The 14,463-nt window shown below is 50.5% G+C and carries 14 protein-coding genes; 5 read left to right on the top strand and 9 right to left on the bottom strand.

Going from position 1 to position 14,463, the window contains the following annotated elements:
- Positions 1 to 19: 19 nt before the first annotated feature.
- The 9 genes from fabA to J6J28_RS05315 form a co-directional block, all read right to left on the bottom strand.
- Positions 20 to 532, bottom strand: coding sequence for a 3-hydroxyacyl-[acyl-carrier-protein] dehydratase FabA (fabA, locus tag J6J28_RS05355; RefSeq protein WP_301720297.1), 513 nt, complete (start codon positions 530 to 532; stop codon positions 20 to 22).
- Positions 533 to 609: 77 nt separating this feature from the next.
- On the bottom strand, positions 610 to 2,523 hold the full coding sequence (locus J6J28_RS05350; protein ID WP_301720296.1) for a Lon protease family protein: 1,914 nt from the start codon (positions 2,521 to 2,523) through the stop codon (positions 610 to 612).
- A gap of 26 nt (positions 2,524 to 2,549) precedes the next feature.
- On the bottom strand, positions 2,550 to 3,416 hold the full coding sequence (locus J6J28_RS05345; protein ID WP_301720295.1) for a TraB/GumN family protein: 867 nt from the start codon (positions 3,414 to 3,416) through the stop codon (positions 2,550 to 2,552).
- A gap of 288 nt (positions 3,417 to 3,704) precedes the next feature.
- Positions 3,705 to 4,241: an SRPBCC family protein gene (locus J6J28_RS05340; RefSeq protein ID WP_301720294.1), complete on the bottom strand. Its 537-nt coding sequence runs from the start codon at positions 4,239 to 4,241 to the stop codon at positions 3,705 to 3,707.
- Positions 4,241 to 7,324 carry an efflux RND transporter permease subunit gene (locus J6J28_RS05335; RefSeq protein WP_301720293.1) on the bottom strand — a complete coding sequence of 1,028 codons (3,084 nt, stop codon included), beginning with the start codon at positions 7,322 to 7,324 and terminating at the stop codon, positions 4,241 to 4,243. Before J6J28_RS05335 ends, J6J28_RS05340 begins: the two co-directional genes overlap by 1 nt.
- Complete coding sequence (locus J6J28_RS05330; RefSeq protein WP_301720292.1) at positions 7,321 to 8,382, bottom strand: efflux RND transporter periplasmic adaptor subunit; 1,062 nt, start codon at positions 8,380 to 8,382, stop codon at positions 7,321 to 7,323. The genes J6J28_RS05335 and J6J28_RS05330 overlap by 4 nt, the downstream gene beginning before the upstream one ends.
- A 125-nt stretch (positions 8,383 to 8,507) precedes the next feature.
- The gene (locus J6J28_RS05325; protein WP_301720291.1) at positions 8,508 to 9,443 is read right to left on the bottom strand and encodes an SPFH domain-containing protein; all 936 of its coding nucleotides are present in this window, start codon (positions 9,441 to 9,443) and stop codon (positions 8,508 to 8,510) included.
- 11 nt (positions 9,444 to 9,454) lie between these two features.
- Positions 9,455 to 9,919: an NfeD family protein gene (locus J6J28_RS05320; protein ID WP_301720290.1), complete on the bottom strand. Its 465-nt coding sequence runs from the start codon at positions 9,917 to 9,919 to the stop codon at positions 9,455 to 9,457.
- Positions 9,920 to 9,998: 79 nt separating this feature from the next.
- Entirely contained in the window at positions 9,999 to 10,424 is a 426-nt protein-coding gene (locus tag J6J28_RS05315; protein WP_301720288.1) for a hypothetical protein, read from the bottom strand.
- Positions 10,425 to 10,671: 247 nt separating this feature from the next.
- Between J6J28_RS05315 and ccoN the strand changes: the two genes are divergently transcribed.
- From ccoN to J6J28_RS05290, 5 genes are read left to right on the top strand one after another with little or no spacing between them, the layout of a single operon-like run.
- The gene (gene ccoN, locus J6J28_RS05310; protein WP_301720286.1) at positions 10,672 to 12,126 is read left to right on the top strand and encodes a cytochrome-c oxidase, cbb3-type subunit I; all 1,455 of its coding nucleotides are present in this window, start codon (positions 10,672 to 10,674) and stop codon (positions 12,124 to 12,126) included.
- Between the two features lie 12 nt (positions 12,127 to 12,138).
- Positions 12,139 to 12,762: a cytochrome-c oxidase, cbb3-type subunit II gene (ccoO, locus tag J6J28_RS05305; RefSeq protein ID WP_301720284.1), complete on the top strand. Its 624-nt coding sequence runs from the start codon at positions 12,139 to 12,141 to the stop codon at positions 12,760 to 12,762.
- A 1-nt stretch (position 12,763) separates the two neighbouring features.
- Positions 12,764 to 12,955 (top strand): cbb3-type cytochrome oxidase subunit 3, encoded by a 192-nt coding sequence (locus J6J28_RS05300; RefSeq protein ID WP_301720283.1) that lies wholly within the window; start codon positions 12,764 to 12,766, stop codon positions 12,953 to 12,955.
- Positions 12,948 to 13,898 (top strand): cytochrome-c oxidase, cbb3-type subunit III, encoded by a 951-nt coding sequence (ccoP, locus tag J6J28_RS05295; RefSeq protein WP_301720282.1) that lies wholly within the window; start codon positions 12,948 to 12,950, stop codon positions 13,896 to 13,898. The genes J6J28_RS05300 and ccoP overlap by 8 nt, the downstream gene beginning before the upstream one ends.
- Positions 13,899 to 13,958: 60 nt before the next feature.
- Positions 13,959 to 14,462: a FixH family protein gene (locus J6J28_RS05290; RefSeq protein WP_301720281.1), complete on the top strand. Its 504-nt coding sequence runs from the start codon at positions 13,959 to 13,961 to the stop codon at positions 14,460 to 14,462.
- Position 14,463 lies beyond the last annotated feature (1 nt).

Below are 14,463 nucleotides of genomic sequence, written 5' to 3'. Positions count from 1 at the left end.
CTTTTATCGGCAAGAGCGCTTAGAAGTTTGAGGTGTCGGTAAACAGACCCACTTTAAGATCTTTTGCGGTGTAGATCGTTTTGCCATCCACTTCAACGCGACCATCAGCGACTCCCATAAACAGTTTACGCTTGATAACACGTTTCATATCAATGAAATAGCTGACCTTCTTCGCGGTAGGAAGGATTTGACCAGTAAATTTTACTTCACCAACTCCTAAGGCACGACCACGACCAGGGCCGCCACTCCAGGCCAGAAAGAAGCCTGTCAACTGCCACATGGCGTCAAGTCCCAGGCAACCTGGCATGACCGGGTCACCTTTAAAGTGACAGTCAAAGAACCAAAGATCCCGTGAAATATCCAATTCAGCGTGAATGTAGCCTTTGCCGTACTCGCCGCCTTCGTCATTAATGGTGACGATGCGGTCCATCATCAGCATGTTAGGGGCGGGTAACTGGCTGTTTCCTGGACCAAACATCTTGCCATCGGCACAAGCTAGCAGGTCGTCGCGGTTAAAACTTGATTGAGTCATAAACACCTTGTCTTCGGCGTGAAAAGTGCTGTTAGCTTAGCGAACACTTGTACGCTAAACAAGTCCGACAAGTACCTTTACCAGATCCGCTTGTACCATGGCTGCTCTGGCTCGCAATGCTGGAGCTCGTCAAGACGCTTTTCTATACGTGCATACAACTGTTTCTGTTCTTCACCAGTGAGCAGTGTCAGTGCCTCAGCGACGTCGTCGATGGCGTAGACATGGTACTGGCCTTCAGCGACTGCGGCGATAACATCTGGATCTAAATTGAGCTGGCTTAAATTCGCACTCGGAATAATCACTCCTTGCTTGCCGTCGAAACCACGCTCCTGGCAAAGGGCAAAGTGACCTTCAATCTTTTCATTCACTGCACCAATAGCCTGCACCCGCCCAAACTGGTCCACCGCACCGGTAATGGCCAGACCTTGCGCCACAGGCGCTTCTGCCAGGGCTGATAACAGACAGCAGAGCTCTGCCAGCGAGGCGCTGTCACCATCGACTTCATAATAAGATTGTTCGAACACAATGGTGGCTGACAATCGCATCTCTTCGCTGCGCGCGAATACATTCGCAATATAAGCAGACAGAATCATCACACCCTTGGTGTGAATATTGCCGCTGAGCTCAGATTTACGATCAATATCGATAATGTCACCATCACCATAGTGCACGGTAGCGGTGATTCGGGTGGGTTCACCAAACTCAGAGCCGCCCATGGTAACCACTGTCAGACCGTTGACCTGACCCACAACAGCACCACTGGTTTCGATATAAACCTGGCCTTCCAGGATCTGGCGACGGCTTAACTCGGCAATATAACCGTCGCGATAAAGACGCTGCTGCAGCACAGCTAAAATAGTGTCATGGGTAATGCTGTCGAGCTGTTGATCCTGCGCTAATGCCGCCGCTTCACGTAGCAGTTGCATCAACGCAATAGTATCCAGTGACAACTCCGTCTGATAATCACTCAGGCGCGCGGCATATTTCAGAACCAGCGGAATTGCTGACGCCGCCAGAGGCAGGGTCGCTGCCTCGCGTTCAACATAAGCCAGGTAGTCAAAGTAGGGCGCTAATGGATTTTGTGCCACCGGATAGTGTGATGAAAAGTCAGCCAGATACGGAAACAGATTGTCAAAATCACGGTCAAGTTCACGCAACTGTGCGTAGATGGAACGATCGCCCAATAACAACACTTTGAGGTGAATGGGGACCGGTTCGGGCTGGTAGTAGGCGGCAATATTGGCTTCGCCTGGTTGCGGCCAATGAAAACGACTGGTACGTAATACGTACTTCAGTTTGCGCCAGAGTCCGGGCTGGCTCAGCAGTTCTTCGGCGTCAATGGCCAGCACACCGCCATTGGCTTTTAATAAAGCACCAGATTGAATCAGGTGCAGTTCCGAGGAGATGGTGCCTTCAACGGACTGTAAGCGGATGGTGCCAAACAGACTGGTTTCGGTGACGCGATCACAAAGCACAAAATCATCTGAATCGGCATCGGACTCGACAATAACTGTTGCCAGTTCCTTCCCGGGCAGATCCGCAAAGGTCTTGTCTTTAATGCGCTCGACGTAATTCTGCAGACGCTCGCTGGGAAAGGTCTCCAGTAGTTTCTGAACCGCATTGGCGCGTTCGGCCGCATCCAGCTCAAACAACTGCAACAGACCCTCAAGGACAGACCGCGCGGTACCGGCCGGGACATTGACGCACAGCGGTTCGTTGGCTGAGTCCGGATTAACCAGATACAGCCAGTCTGAACGCTCGAAATGAACCCACTGATGGCGTACCTGTAACTCATGCAACACATCCACCACCCGCAACCCAGGCGTGGTCACCATGTAGCCATGGGCGTAGCGACCGCCAATGCGCATGGTTTGCTGAATCGCCGTAAGGGCACGATCCTGGCCCACTAAAGGGTTAGCCTGCGGAGTAGCAGGGCGCTGTTGCGCCCATTCGTGAATAGTTGGCTGCAGTTGTTCAGCGGCGACGCGCATTAAATTATCCTTTCTTGCTTTAACAGTTAATCCTGGGTTTGGGTTGTAACGGGCTCAACCGCATACCCCAGATCTTTTAGGAGCTGAATGATACCAGCATTACCGCCTAAATGACCCGCTCCTACGGCAATAAATTCCGATCCTGGAGCCTGCAAGTCCGCGTCAAGCTGTTGTTGCCAGGTCCGGTTACGATCATCCAGTAATAACGCTGTGTAGTCCGCGTAAGCGTCGGTATCAGCGATCATCTTATAAAGACCTTCCATATCTTCAGCCACGTATAAGCGCACCATTTTATCCAGTTCGCCTTTGGCTTTAGCTTTATCTTCAAGGGATTCCATTAGCCACTGAACCTGTTCCTGATAGGGGATCTGGTCGAAAATACCAAATTGAAAATCAACGCTTTCCAGACCGTCAACGGCTTTTTGTTGTTCCATGGCTTTCTGAGTGAAGTGTCCTTCATAGGACATTTGCTGTGCACAACCAAGTTGTGAAGTCATGACCATGCTACTGAGGATAAAGGGGCGCATGCCGTCAAACGTCGTCAGACCCGTGCCCATAGTAGACGTTAAGAACTCATCCAATAACTCGTACTGAGCTTCAGACACATGCGAAGACAATTTGCGTCCCTGGGGATCGAGTAGTTTGGTCTGCATCGACTGCAAAACGCCGGGGTCCGCCATGTCCAATTCCATAATTAAACGATCGGCCTGAGCAAACGCGGCTTTGGTTTGTTCATGAACTTTAAAATCTTCAGCGCAAATCATGTGGATTGTGCCAAACAAATAGGAGGGTTCAGCCATGTCGTTGCCAGTCACTTTGTACAACAAAGACGCCTGGGCGGTACTTACTGAGAGCGCTCCGGCAACCAAAAGAGCGGTGATACTTTTAACCATGATAATTCTTCCTTGGGTATTTTTTTAAATTGTCGTTAAAACAATGCTTAGTTTAAGCGTAAGCGGCCACAGACTCAATTGAACGAAGAGAACCAAGGGCTAACTTTGCTCATTCTTAGATTGCGCATAATGTATATTATGTTAAATACTCTATGAATAAGACTATATAATCTAAGTGGGTGTTCACATTAATGAGCTGCGCTACGTAAAAATTTGGCTAGAATGGCCCTGCTCTGTGAACAGATTTTACGTAGCGAACGATTCAGGAGTGAAAAATCAGCGGAAGAATTACAGATCTAACAAGTAGCTTTGCAGAGAATCCATTTGTTGCTGCAACACATTATCGACAGCTGGTGCCCACTTGGAGAGATCATTCGGCGAGTAGCCTCCGACGCGATAATAGACCGTAATAACACTCGTCCGGCCATCATCTGTTGTCGCCAGTCGCCAATCCATAACACCATGCAGGCCTTCAGCCTGTAACGGGCCTAAGCCACCCGTCAGACGAATGAGTTTGCCCGGTTCTACCTTTACAACTCTTAAGTGCTCTGTTTCACCCTGGTCAGACACTTCACACAAACAGCCATTAAGTGTCGCTGTTAATCTCATGTTGCTGCTATCGCCGTACCAGGTGTGCGCGGCAAGCCACCAGTTTCCTATTCCGTCAGTTAAAGCTTTGTAAGCCTGCATCGGCTCAGCCGCCAGTTCGCGCTTGAAGGTTAAGGTAAAACCGCTCGCGCTACTATCGATAACATCTGCGACGGCCTGAGGAGTCAGGCACGCCGCTATGATCACTAGTGAGCTTTTAAATAAGGATGTTTTCATCAGTCTGAAGCTTTTTCCATTTCGCGCTCCAACCGCTGAGTTTCGTCCGCACGCGGTTTGGTAAATCTCGCCAGTGCCAGATAAATCACCGGTGTTAAATACAGCGTAAAGACAACGGCAAATGCAAGACCACCAAATACCACCCAGCCGATCGCGTTTCTTGCTTCTGAGCCTGCGCCCACGGAAAGGATTAAGGGCAAGGCGCCAAGCAAGGTTGAAACCAGCGTCATCATGATGGGACGCAAACGAATATCCGCAGCATTCTCAACTGCCTCGCGCACCGACTGACCTTTGTCGCGCAGCTGGTCCGCGAATTCAACCAACAAAATGGAGTTCTTCGCGATCAGACCAATTAACATCACCAGGCCTATTTGCGAGAAGATATTAATGGAGGTGCCGGTCAGGTACAGCGCAAAGAATGCGGCAGCAATACCAAAAGGTACTGTCGCCATGACCACAATGGCACTGTTCACACTTTCAAATTGGGCCGCCAAGACCAGCAACACAATGAGAAATGCCAGGATGTAGGTCATCATCACTTCCCGCTCAGTTTCCTGATAGGCTTCGGCTTCACCAAGCAGCACCATGCCAATATTTTCCGGCAAGGTATCTGCGGCAATCGCCCGTAAATTCTCAACCACTTGCTCGATTGGAATACTGCCAGGCATTTGCATATCCACTTCGATCGCACGCCGTTGAGCGCGCCGCTCAAGTTCCGCTGCAACACCCTCTTCGCTTATGGTCGCTACACTCGATAAGGGAACCAGAGTTCCGTCTGCCGCACCAACATAAAGGTTGGCCAGATCAGTTGGTGAACGGATCTGACTGCGCTTCGCTTGCAGCATGATAGGCACAGCCTGGTCACCGATATTTAGATCAGCAATATCATCACCATTGATGGCGACCCGCAACGTCGATGAAATATCACTCAGGGACACTCCAAGTTCAGAGGCGCGACGGCGATCAATATTAACCCTTAGCTGTGGTTGCGTTGGTTGGTAACCAATCCGCGGAAAACCAACTTCCGGCATCGCTTCCTGCGCGGCTTTGCCAAAGGCTTGCGCGGCGTCATAAATCTCACGGTAGTTGTCACCGGTTAGGGCGACTTCAAGTCCACCGCCCTGGCCTCGCAGGTTCAGACTGTTTGAGCCAAAGGCGCGGGCCGGCGCCCCGGGAATGCGACCTAAAGGTCCACTTATTTCGTCGATGATTTCCTGTTGCGAGCGATCGCGCTCTTCCCAGTCGGTCAAACGCACGGTAATGAAAACCAAATTGGGATCCCATTGCCCGACGCGAGTATTAATACTTTCAACTGCCCCGCCATTTACATAAGGCAGCAGAATTTCTTCCATCTGCTGGGCCTGGCGGTTCATAAAGTTCAGACCGACACCATCCGGCCCACGAGCGAAGATACGGATCTGACCGCGATCCTCCGATGGCATCAGCTCACTGTCGACATTTAGATAAAAACCGACCGCGGTGCCGGCAATCAGGACACAGGCGGCAAAAACAATTTTTGCGTGATCAAGCGCCCAGTGCAGACTCTTCACGTAAGCGTTACGGAAACGATGCCCCAGCCGGGTAAGTACGGTTTCTTTGTGGTCCTTTAACGGAAGCCTTGCCGTCAGCGCGGGCACCAGCGAGAGCGCAACAAAGGAAGAAATAATCACCGCGGCAGCGAGTACGCCACCAAACTCACGGAACAAGCGCCCGGCAGTGGAAGGCAAAAATGCGATGGGTACAAACACCGCAACCAACACCGCAGTGGTGGCCACGACAGCAAAGAAAACTTCTCTGGTACCAATAACCGCTGCTGCGCGGGCACCGATACCCATACTGCGCCGCCGCTGAATGTTTTCGGAGACGACAATGGCATCATCGACGATCAAACCTGTGGCTAACACCAGGGCTAGCAGAGTCAGGATATTAATCGAAAATCCTAGCAACCAAATGACCGCAATTGAGCCGATCAGCGCGACCGGAATTGAGACTGCAGGAATAATGGTGGCGCGGCCGGAACCAATAAACAGCCAGAGCGTGGCGACCACCAATAAGATGGTCAGTGCCAGCGAGGTAATAACTTCTTCGACGGAACTGCGAATAAATTCGGCATCGTCACTGGTGATGCGGATAGTCAGTTCCGGGTACTGCTTACGTAAGTCTTCAACCAAGCGCAATACTTCGTCGGATATCTCGATAGTATTTGAACGCGCCTGACGAATAATCCCTAAACCAAGAACCTGCTTACCGTCGAGTCGGGTAATGCTGCTGGCGTCGGCGGGGCCAAAGTAAACTGTGGCAATGTCACCGACGCGGGTGGTGCCAGAAATAATGATATTTTCAACATCTTCAGTGGTGACCGAACTGGCATCGGCGCGCACGATCAGCTGCTGATCCGTGGACTTTAAACTCCCGGCGGGTACATCAAAAGGAGCCTGTCGCAGCACTGCAGCGACGTCACTCACGGTTAACTGATAACTGGCCAGACGCAGAGGCTCGATAACCACCCGCATCACCCGGCGGCGATCACCGGTCAAGCGCACATCAGCAACCCCCGGAATATTTAGAAAGTTAGGCGCCAGGTCGGTTTCGACGCGTTCGGTGAGTGAAGACAAATCTAGCTCTTCACTGGAGATGGCAAGCGAGACCACAGACTCCGCGTCATTGTCCGCTTTGATAATAGCGACATTTTCAACTTGTTCTGGCAACCGGCGCTGCACCCGACTTACTGATTCCCGGGTTTCATTGGCGGCGCTGTCTAAATCGACACCGGGTCGGAATTCAACAACAATGCGAGAGCTGCCTTCTTCACTTGAAGCACGGATGGACTTAACCCCGCTAACCCGCGCCACTGCCCCTTCCAGACGACTGGTAACTTCGGTATCTACGGTTTCCGGGGCTGCGCCAGGGTAACTTGCAGTCACCGAGACCACAGGACGATCAACGTCAGGTAACTCACGCACCTCAACGCCCTGGATGGCTGCTAAACCAGCGATAATAATGAGAAGGTTGAAAACAACGATAAGAACCGGGCGTCGAATCGACAGCGACGGCAGGTCATTTAACTGCGGAGCCCATTTCATGCGCTTGCGCCCCCGTCTGCCGCGGCTAACTCTTTAACCGATTGCCCTTCGCGCAGCGTCTGTACGCCTTCAACAATGAGTTGGTCGCCTAATTGCAAATTACCATCCACTAGCACGCGCCCGGGTAAGCGCTGTTTAATCGAAACATCTACCCGCTTGGCTTTACCATCTTCAGCGATCCAGACGTAGGCACCCTCCGGGCCCCACATCAGACCTGCCTCCGGAACCACAGGATAACTGTCACCGGCAAGGGTTAAGGCAATCCGAAAACTCATTCCCGGTCGGTATTTATCGTTGACATTGTCCATGACCGCACGGATACGAACCGTACGGTTGGAAGGGTCAACTCGTGAGCCAATTTCAGCTACTTCAGCGGCTAGCGGCTCTTGCATGCGCTGCCAGGCAAATACTTGTACAGTCGCACCCTGCTCCAATAGTGCGACGGACGCCTCAGGCGCAAGGAAGTCAACGTAAAGCTCTTCGCGTTTATCCAGAGTGGCAATAAGCGTTTGCGGGGTAATGCGATCACCAGTTTCAACATCAGTAATGCCAATCACACCGGTAAAAGGGGCAACAACCTGACGGTCATCAAGGTTGGTTTGCGCTTCATCGACGGCGACTTCCAGTAAATCGCGGGTGATCACGGCTTCATCGAGCTGGCTCTTGGGAATCGCGCCTTGCGCATGACTCGATTGCAATCGCTCGACCGTGCGCTCGGCATCGGCAAGTTGCAGTTTCGCACGTTGCAACGCAATGCGCTGACGTCTATCGTCCAGTTGTACCAGCACATCACCTTGCTGGACCCGATCGCCGGGGGCAAAATTAACCGACTGCACGACATCACCGACTGCAGGATAAAGTTCGACAGATTGCAAAGCTTCAGCATAACCGACAGCTTCGACCTGCTCCTGCTTACTCTCAAAACCCAGAGGTTGCATGACGACCAGCGCAGCCTGTTCGGAGTTGCCCCATTGTTGCGCTGTAGCTTCAGTGAGCACTGCGGGCGTAACGGTAAGCAGAGTTAGCATGGATAAAGTAAAAGCGGTCGAGAGCTTCATTAAACTTAATGTCCTTATACGACGAGATGAAGAAGTTAAAGGTGAGTATGCGTATTTCAGCAAATACGATCAAAAAAGACCGCCCATCTACGATGAACAGTCTTTTAGATACGCCAGTTTAACAATTACTGCTGGCTGGGTTTAACTTTTAGCACTTCGGTCAGACCGGCAACTGCACCACCGATGTCCGCCAATTGCGCCGGTAAAATTAAAGTATTGGTCTCTTTCGCCAGGTTGCCGAACTCTTTCACGTACTGTTCTGCGACTCTCAGACTGACCGCACTTTCGCCGCCCGGCTCCTGAGTCGCACTAGCAATTTTACGCAAGCCTTCAGCAGTTGCGATGGCGATAAGCTCAATTTCTTTGGCACGCCCTTCCGCTTCATTGATCTGCTTTTGTTTCTCAGCCTCAGAGAGATTAATAACTTCCTGTTTGTGACCTTCAGACACGTTAATCATGGCCTGACGCTCACCCTCAGACTTGGCAATCGCAGCGCGACGCTCGCGCTCGGCGCGCATTTGCTGCTCCAGCGCATCTTTAATACTCATCGGCAGCTCGATATCAGAAATTTCGTAGCGCAGAACCTTAATTCCCCAAGGCGCCGCGGCTTCATCTAATGCTTGCACTACGATCTCATTGATGCGGGCACGCTCTTCAAAGGTTTTATCCAGATCCGTCTGGCCGATGACCGAACGCATCGTGGTCTGAGCAAGCTGGGATGCCGCGTAGCGGTAGTCATTGATGCCGTAACTTGCTTTATGGGCGTCAACCACCTGAATATAGAGGACGCCATTGATACCCACCTGAATATTATCCCGGGTTACACATGCCTGGCGTTCAACATCAATCACTTCTTCTTTCAGCACATGCTGGTACGCAACTTTGTCAACGAACGGTATCAATAAATGAAAACCAGATTCTAAAGTTCGGTTATACCGCCCTAGCCGCTCAATAACATAATTGGACCGTTGCGGTACGATACGGGCGGTTTTCAAAATAATAATGATGACCGCAACTGCGAAGCCAAGCGCGAGGACCGTACCGACGTTCAATTCAAACATAATCAATCATCCTATGTGTTGTGTTCTTGCTGAGTCGGCTTATCGCGGGCAACCGTCAACTGAATACCTTCGTTGGCAAGTACCCAGGCCGTTTCACCTGCTTTTAATTCATCTTCAGAAAACGCATCCCACTGCACACCATTTAAGACCACCCGGCCCGCGCCATGATTGAAGTCCCGAATCACTTTAACGCGAGCGCCAATATCGCGTTGAAAATTGGGCTTGGCCTCGTCTTCATCTGTGGTGTACCCCATAAACCAGCGTTTAAACTGACCACGGGCAACAAGTAAAAGCGCTAAACTAACCACCCCGAAAACCGCAAACTGAGTTGCGCTTTCCGCAATTATGTTCCAGTGCAAAAGTAGCCCGGTAACTATGGCTCCGATGCCAAGAAACACTGCAATCACGCTGGTTAGCAGTAATTCGGAGAGGATCAATAAAATCCCTATCACGATCCAGATTAAGGCTATCGACATAGCTATTCCTCTGCTACAGGTTAAGACAACTAGCAGCGACTATAGCACGCGTGCAAAAGCAAGCGACAAGACAATTGTTTCAATTTGCTACGCTTTCGAAGGTGAGGCTTAACGACTCCGCGCCAGTTTCAGCTGGCCTGATTAACGGAATGGTGAGGCGCCAAAGCATCCGCGGCTCTGTGCATGCGCCAAGGTATAAAGTTGTCTGCCAGTCTCCTGTATCGTTTTCTTTCCAAAGCAAAGGCACACTTCCCATGTACATGGATACCCCCTCCACCTGTGACAGACCAGGCTTTACAAGGGGCGGAAGGCTTAACTCAATGACCATGACCTGTTCAACAGGCACAGGTCCCGCTGGCATGGTAAGTGTCGCGGAGCTGTTGGCAAAGCTGTGGGTCGTGGTTTCTAAAGGTACAGTTTCTTGGGGCGTGCAGCCAAGCGCGATCCACGTGCAGCCCACTAGAATAAAGACCTTAATCAAAGTGTGGTTAATTACCTGAAGCATAAAACCTTCTTTTCCATCAAACCGCGGTGTTCGATTTTTCTCCAGACGACCGCAAGGCTTGATATTTTAACGGTTTGTTACTGTATTTTTGTGCCTAAACATCATAAAATGTGCGTGTTTGTCAAAGTATCCGACAAGCGATCATCAATGTCACGTTACTCTGTTACGAAAACGGTTACGACGTTGTTACGAAAACGATTACGACGTCATCGCTTTTGAATCCAGAGCATCAACGCGGAAAACAAAAATGAGTCAAACAAATCCACAGCAAATCGAATACAACCTCAAAGTCGTCAGACAGTTTACTGTTATGACGGTCGTCTGGGGTATCATCGGTATGGCATTAGGCGTTTGGATCGCCGCTCAGCTAATCTGGCCTGAGCTAAATTTCGACACGCCATGGCTTACCTACTCCCGTCTACGTCCACTGCACACCAATGCGGTTATTTTCGCATTTGGTACATCAGCACTGATGGGAACCTCGTTTTATATTGTGCAAAAAACTTGTCGCACTGCTTTGTTTTCAGACAAGCTGGCGGCGTTCGTGTTCTGGTCCTGGCAGACCGTTATTGTACTTGCAGTAATTACTCTGCCCCTCGGTCTTACTTCTTCTAAAGAGTACGGCGAGCTTGAGTGGCCAATTGATATTCTGATCGCATTGTCGTGGATCGCGTACATTATTGTGTTCTTCGGAACCTTAGTTAAACGCAACACGTCTCACATTTATGTCGCTAACTGGTTCTATGGTGGTTTCATCATTACCGTCGCAGTGCTGCACATTGTTAACAGCATGGCGATGCCGGTATCCTTCACCAAATCCTACAGCATTTATGCTGGTGCCGTAGATGCCATGATTCAGTGGTGGTATGGCCACAACGCCGTAGGCTTCCTGCTGACAGCAGGCTTTTTGGGGATGATGTACTACTTCGTACCTAAGCAAGCCGAGCGCCCGGTGTACTCCTACCGTCTGTCGGTCGTACACTTCTGGGCCCTGATTTCACTGTATATCTGGGCAGGTCCGCATCACCTTCATTATACTGCTTTGCCTGACTGGACTCAGTCACTGGGTATGGTGATGTCTGTTATCTTATTTGTGCCATCATGGGGCGGTATGATTAACGGTATCATGACCCTGTCTGGCGCCTGGCATAAACTGAAAACGGATCCAATCCTGCGCTTCCTGATCGTTTCCCTGTCGTTCTACGGCATGTCAACGTTCGAGGGGCCTATGATGTCGATCAAGTCAGTCAATGCGCTCTCCCATTACACGGACTGGACCATCGGTCACGTTCACTCTGGTGCACTGGGTTGGGTTGCAATGATCACCATCGGCTCAATGTACTATCTGATTCCGCGTTTATGGGGCCAGACCCAAATGCACAGCGTACGTTGGATCAACGTCCACTTCTGGTTGCATACCATAGGAACGGTTCTGTACATCGTTGCACTATGGATATCGGGTGTTATGCAGGGCCTGATGTGGCGTGCTGTTAATGCGGAAGACGGTACTCTGACCTATAGTTTTGTTGAGAGTGTCGAAGCTTCTTACCCGTTCTGGTTCATCCGCTTTGTAGGTGGTTTGTTCATCGTCGCCGGTATGTTGCTAATGGCGTGGAATATGTACCGCACCATCAAAGCTGGTAAGCCGACCACTGAAACCATCGATGTTGCTCCGCGTGAAGCAGCAACGCCGTCAGCTTAAGGAGTCCTGGCAATGAGTAAGAAGATTACGCATGATTTCGTTGAAAAGCGCGTCGGTTGGCTAGCTATTTTTGCCATCATCGCGATTTCAATCGGTGGTCTGGTGGAAATTACTCCCTTGCTTTTCCAAAACCAGACGAACGAGCCAGTAGTTGGCCTGGAACCTTATACTCCGCTTGAGCTTGAAGGTCGGGATATTTATATCCGTGAAGGCTGTAATAACTGCCACAGCCAGATGATTCGTCCTTTCCGCGCCGAAACTGAGCGCTACGGACATTATTCATTGGCGGGTGAGCACGTTTGGGAGCGCCCTTTCCTTTGGGGCTCAAAACGTACCGGACCTGATCTCGCTCGGGTTGGTGGCCGTTATAGTGACGAATGGCACTATGTTCATATGATGAATCCACGTGATGTGGTTCCAGAGTCGAACATGCCAGGGTTCCCATGGTTAGCGGAAAATAAACTGGACGGTGAATTAACAGCGAAGAAAATGGAAGTTTTTCAATTCTATGGTGTGCCTTACACTGATGAAGAGATTGCCGGTGCTAAAGCCGCTGTCGCAGGAAAAACCGAAATGGAAGCGTTAATCGCCTACCTACAATCGCTAGGTACGGCTTTGCAACAACAGGCCAACTAATATGGATTACATCACCTGGCGTAGTTTTTACACAGTTTTAGTTTTCGTATTGTTCATTGGCGTTGTGTTCTGGGCTTACAGCAAAGGTCGCAAAAAGAAGTTTGATGAGGCCGCCAAGTCAATCTTCGAAGAAGATGAGCTGAAAGAGACAAAACAAGACAATACTAAACAGGAGTCTAAGGATAATGAGTAGCTTCTGGAGTGCATGGATTATTGTTTTAACCCTGGGGTTCTTGGTCGGTATTATCTGGCTGTTACGCTGGACCATGACCAACTTCACCGGGATTAAAGAAGGCGAACTCATGGATCATGAGTTCGACGGTATCGTTGAAATTAACAACCCGCTGCCGCGTTGGTGGATGATTCTGTTCTGGGTCACGATTGTATGGGGCCTGATTTACCTGGCGCTGTACCCCGGACTGGGTAACTTCCAGGGCTTATTAGGCTGGAAGAGCTCAAACCAGAACGTGCAGTCCCTTGAGGAATCCCGTGAGGCCACTGAAGCTCATCGTGAAGCTGGTTTGATTGTGCAATATGATCGCGAGATGCAGGCTGCGGAAGAGCGCTTCGGCCCAATCTTTGAAGCCTATGCGCAACAACCCATCAAGGAACTTGCAAAAGATCCTGAAGCGACTGAAATTGGCCAGCGTTTGTTCCTGCAAAACTGTGCTCAGTGTCACGGCTCTAATGCAATGGGCGGCAAAGGCTTCCCAAATCTGACCGATGATGCCTGGCTCTATGGTGGCTCACCAGAAGACATCAAAACCAGCTTGCTACAAGGTCGCGTGGGTCAAATGCCTGCTTTCAGTTCGCAGTTCAATGAACAGCAGATTACTGAACTGGCGACCTATGTCCTGAGCTTGAGCGGTCGTAAAGTCGATCCTGAGCTGGCTGCGGCAGGTAAACAGAACTTTGCGGTCTGTTCTGCGTGTCATGGTCAGGATGGTAAGGGTAACCAACAACTGGGCGCCCCTAACCTGACAGATAACATCTGGTTGTATGGTGGTTCTCAACAAGCCATCGAAGAAACTCTGATGAATGGCCGTAATGGCGTAATGCCGGCGTGGAAGGATATCCTCGGTGAGGATAAAATACACGTCATCAGTGCCTACGTGTACGGGCTTTCAAACGACTAAACTGAAAACCCCGCACTAGCGGGGTTTTTTATAGCAGTATTTATTTTGAGGACATTGGAAATGGTGAAACCGTGGTACAAACAAGTGTGGCCCTGGGTGTTGATGTCGATCCCGTTTTCTGTGGTGATCGCCATGGCCATTACACTCACCGTGGCTTCGCGTTACGATAATCCAATGGTCATTGACGATTATTATAAACAGGGCCGTGGTATTAATACCCAGGTGGGCAAGGTCCAGGAAGCGCAGGCGCGCGGCATTACCTTCAGCTTCAGTCATGAAGGTACGAATCTGGTCTTGAGCTATGCATCCGGCCAGCCTGACGAGCTTACCGCTTTGCGGATAAACTTTTATCACACCACCCTGGCCGACAAAGACTTCAGCCTTAGACTGACCGCAGATGCTGAAGGTCGTTTTCGTGGCCAGTTACCTGCGGATGTTGCCACTGAAAGAGGCAAATGGACGGTTACGGTTACGCCTTTTGATGGTAGCTGGCGTCTGAGTCAACAGGTGTTTTTGCCAAGCCCTCGTGAAATTACCCTTGAACCCCTGACGTACGGCGTTTAAC

Source organism: Pseudidiomarina terrestris (assembly GCF_030466375.1).
GTDB lineage: Bacteria > Pseudomonadota > Gammaproteobacteria > Enterobacterales > Alteromonadaceae > Pseudidiomarina > Pseudidiomarina terrestris.
The sequence above is the reverse complement of the archived record's forward strand: the minus strand, read 5'-3'. Positions and strand labels throughout refer to the sequence as shown.

What these genes read in the sequence shown, in the direction of transcription:
- J6J28_RS05340 (WP_301720294.1), bottom strand. Translation starts at nt 4,241, where the DNA reads ATGAAAACATCCTTATTTAAAAGCTCACTAGTGATCATAGCGGCGTGC.
- J6J28_RS05345 (WP_301720295.1), bottom strand. Translation starts at nt 3,416, where the DNA reads ATGGTTAAAAGTATCACCGCTCTTTTGGTTGCCGGAGCGCTCTCAGTA.
- J6J28_RS05335 (WP_301720293.1), bottom strand. Translation starts at nt 7,324, where the DNA reads ATGAAATGGGCTCCGCAGTTAAATGACCTGCCGTCGCTGTCGATTCGA.
- J6J28_RS05300 (WP_301720283.1), top strand. Translation starts at nt 12,764, where the DNA reads ATGGATTACATCACCTGGCGTAGTTTTTACACAGTTTTAGTTTTCGTA.
- J6J28_RS05350 (WP_301720296.1), bottom strand. Translation starts at nt 2,523, where the DNA reads ATGCGCGTCGCCGCTGAACAACTGCAGCCAACTATTCACGAATGGGCG.
- ccoP (WP_301720282.1), top strand. Translation starts at nt 12,948, where the DNA reads ATGAGTAGCTTCTGGAGTGCATGGATTATTGTTTTAACCCTGGGGTTC.
- J6J28_RS05325 (WP_301720291.1), bottom strand. Translation starts at nt 9,443, where the DNA reads ATGTTTGAATTGAACGTCGGTACGGTCCTCGCGCTTGGCTTCGCAGTT.
- ccoO (WP_301720284.1), top strand. Translation starts at nt 12,139, where the DNA reads ATGAGTAAGAAGATTACGCATGATTTCGTTGAAAAGCGCGTCGGTTGG.
- J6J28_RS05330 (WP_301720292.1), bottom strand. Translation starts at nt 8,382, where the DNA reads ATGAAGCTCTCGACCGCTTTTACTTTATCCATGCTAACTCTGCTTACC.
- J6J28_RS05290 (WP_301720281.1), top strand. Translation starts at nt 13,959, where the DNA reads ATGGTGAAACCGTGGTACAAACAAGTGTGGCCCTGGGTGTTGATGTCG.
- J6J28_RS05315 (WP_301720288.1), bottom strand. Translation starts at nt 10,424, where the DNA reads ATGCTTCAGGTAATTAACCACACTTTGATTAAGGTCTTTATTCTAGTG.
- ccoN (WP_301720286.1), top strand. Translation starts at nt 10,672, where the DNA reads ATGAGTCAAACAAATCCACAGCAAATCGAATACAACCTCAAAGTCGTC.
- fabA (WP_301720297.1), bottom strand. Translation starts at nt 532, where the DNA reads ATGACTCAATCAAGTTTTAACCGCGACGACCTGCTAGCTTGTGCCGAT.
- J6J28_RS05320 (WP_301720290.1), bottom strand. Translation starts at nt 9,919, where the DNA reads ATGTCGATAGCCTTAATCTGGATCGTGATAGGGATTTTATTGATCCTC.